The 2982-nt window shown below is 34.8% G+C and carries 3 protein-coding genes; all 3 read left to right on the forward strand.

What is annotated here, in order from left to right; translation table 11 throughout:
* Window positions 1-333: 333 nt before the first annotated feature.
* Window positions 334-864 (forward strand): hypothetical protein, encoded by a 531-nt coding sequence (locus tag AB4623_RS24060; protein ID WP_102427976.1) that lies wholly within the window; start codon window positions 334-336, stop codon window positions 862-864.
* A 60-nt stretch (window positions 865-924) separates the two neighbouring features.
* Window positions 925-1458: a hypothetical protein gene (locus AB4623_RS24065; RefSeq protein WP_372147529.1), complete on the forward strand. Its 534-nt coding sequence runs from the start codon at window positions 925-927 to the stop codon at window positions 1456-1458.
* A partial coding sequence (locus tag AB4623_RS24070; RefSeq protein WP_372147531.1) for a TcfC E-set like domain-containing protein occupies window positions 1458-2982 on the forward strand: 1525 nt, incomplete at its 3' end. The genes AB4623_RS24065 and AB4623_RS24070, both read left to right, overlap by 1 nt.

Consider the following 2982-nt stretch of genomic DNA (forward strand, 5'->3'; position numbering starts at 1 on the left):
AGATATTATATAAAGCAATATAATAAAATAGTTATGATGCTCATTTTTATAACTCAGATAGTCACCAGCGTTACCCCTTCTCATATCCAATTGAAACACCTTTCTCAAAGTTTGATAATGGTTATTATGATATCCAATTTAGTGTAACTGAAAGTATTTATTGTACAGATCTTATTCCCTAGATAAATGAACTAGTCGGCGATATATCGACTAGGCATATTTAACTATAAATAATTTCAACGTGCTAACCTAAAGCGTAGTTATTTTAATATTATATGCCTGTTGTTTAGCAAGAGGCTAACGCAATGCTTATATTATATTAAAGGAAATAAAATGAAAAAATTAACACTCATTACATTATTGTCTGCAATTACTGTTGTTCCGGCTTTTGCTGCACCTGGCGATACCTCTATTGGTTCTGTAGTATTCAGCGGCTTTGTTCCTGGTTTTGTATCCAACGGTGACATCCTTGTTACTGGTGCGGGCGGTAGTGAAGACCCTGCTTCTTTTGTTGGTACGTTACAGGTGAACGCTGACGGTACGTTCGCAACGACTAAACCAGTTGTTTTGGAAGCGCATGACTACACGGGGGCTGTGCTTGGGGCTTTAACTCCAGCTAACTGGACGGTATCACAAGTAAATGTGCTTCCAGCTTCAATGAGTGAAGTACAGTCTAACATTGTCGTCGGCGATAACATTTCAGCGACGGAGCTTACTGCAGCTGACTACTTAGCTTCAACTCAACTTTCAGCAGGCGATACGGTTCAACTGTATGTTGCTAACGATACAGCACACTCAACTCCAGATGATATTGCTGGTACAGAAGTTATCGTTAACGTTGATATGATTGCAACTTTGCCATAAGAAACAATCTCATTATTTGATAGGCACTTAATTAATTAAGTGCCTTGTTTTTCGAGGCTGATGAAAATGAATATCTATATAAATTATTTCTTTCTATTATTGCTTGTTATTTTTAGTTTCAATAGCTTTGGCTATGAAAGCTATTCATTTCCAGTAAATACAAAAATAAATAGAGCGAATTTGTATGACTATTCTATAAATGTAGATTTATCTGATGAGTTTATTGCACTGAAGTATGATAGTGAGAACGAAACCTTTCTAAATGGGCGTTTTTATTCTTATATTAGAACGAATATACCAACAAGCACTGGGGATTCGTTTGAATACAGTTATAACATATCAGAGTTCACTTCTAAATGTGTTCTCAACGATAGCGGTGAGACTATGTATGATGATTTTATCGATCTCTATATCGATAGAAAACATTACTCTGATATTTCAGATATACCAAACTTTGAATTTAATAATATTAAAAATACTGAATATGAAAACTCTACCAATGAATTTGAATTAGTGACAAATAAAAATATACCGAGTGATGAGCCATTAGATTGCAATGGTCGTATTACGTTCAATGTGGAGCTTCAACTATAATGTTTATTAGACTTTGGTTTGGTTTAAACTTAATTATCATATTTTTCTTGGCCATAATATATAGTTCAAAATCCGTCGCAAATATTCCAGATGGATTTGAAGATATGTTTGAAGAGAAGTTGATAAGAATGCCACTAATTCTCTCGGCTGATAAGAACAAATTATTCTATTCGGAAGCTTTCATCTCGGGTGATGAAGTAAGAATTCCCACTTCACAAAAACAACTTGTAGCACAAGCATTGGCGAATGAACTTGGTATTGAGAAAGATGTTAGCGATGCGATGGCAACAACACTGGTAAATGGGGTTGAATCGAGCCTAGATTGTAAAGGTTATCGAAGTGAATGTGGTCTACTACCTGATTTATATGATTTTGTTTATGTTCCAGATAGCCAATCATTGATTATTCATGTTAACTCACAATTCTTAACTGAGATAATAGAAGAGTCAGAAATAAAATTTGTAAAAGAAGAGATCGATCAAAACGCGATCATTATGTCACATGGTTTGAATCTATCTGGTTCTTATAGCGACAACACTGATTATACATCGTCTTATTCTTATCAACATGAAAATTATGCAGGTTTTGGCAAGTATGGCTATTTGCATAATGATCTAAACTTTAGTGATGTCAATGGTTTCAGTTCGGATGACTCATCGTATAACTATGTTGGTGGTAATACTCGTTTCTCTGTCGGGTATAAATACCAAGAACGCCCTTGGAATAGTACTCAGTTTTTAGAAAATGGCAGCAAAACTTCTGGTTACATGTTGTCGATTGGATCGACGAGAGAGCTAGTAAAAAAATCATCTTCTAATTCTAGACGAGTATATTTGAACATTTCAAGATCTGGTCGACTAGAAATTAATGATGATAGAGGCCGTGTTCTATTAAGTCGTAATGTGGATGCAGGGCAAGAATACTTTGACTATAACGAGCTACCATTTGGTACTTATACTGCGACAATTCGAATATTTGATGGCAGTGAAGAGTTTTACACAGAAGATAGGTTGATAGTCAATACAAGCTCTTCGTCGATTAAAACCGGCGAACTAGATTATCATATTACAGCCGGTTATTTATCAAGAGACCTGACGAATACGGGACTAGAGGACGATTTTGACCAGAAATCCATCAACTTTGCTTATGATAATTATGAAAGTCCAATGTTCACCAATGGGAAATTGAGCTATCAAGTTACGGATTTTTTTGCACTGGGTGCAGGTTCGTTTATTACAGGGGAAGATAATTATAATTATGTTGGTGGTCACTTATCTTTAGGGGAAGTGTCCAGAATATCGGCAGTAACAGGATTATTTGACGATGGATCTAGTTTTTATAATTTTGATGTGGGGATTTATAACTTAAGTGTATCTTACACAAAATTTGATAGTGAAAATGATAATAGTATTGGAGATATTAGTTTGTCTCAACTTTTATTCAGTAACTCGAACTATACGTCATTATCAGTAAATTACAACAAGTACTTAACGAGAAATATATCATCATATATATCGGGTATAT

The organism is Vibrio sp. 10N.222.52.C12 (assembly GCF_041474215.1).
GTDB lineage: Bacteria > Pseudomonadota > Gammaproteobacteria > Enterobacterales > Vibrionaceae > Vibrio > Vibrio crassostreae_C.

Excerpts from the sequence above, each read along its gene's own strand:
- AB4623_RS24060 (WP_102427976.1), top strand. The coding sequence starts at position 334 with ATGAAAAAATTAACACTCATTACATTATTGTCTGCAATTACTGTTGTT.
- AB4623_RS24065 (WP_372147529.1), top strand. The coding sequence starts at position 925 with ATGAAAATGAATATCTATATAAATTATTTCTTTCTATTATTGCTTGTT.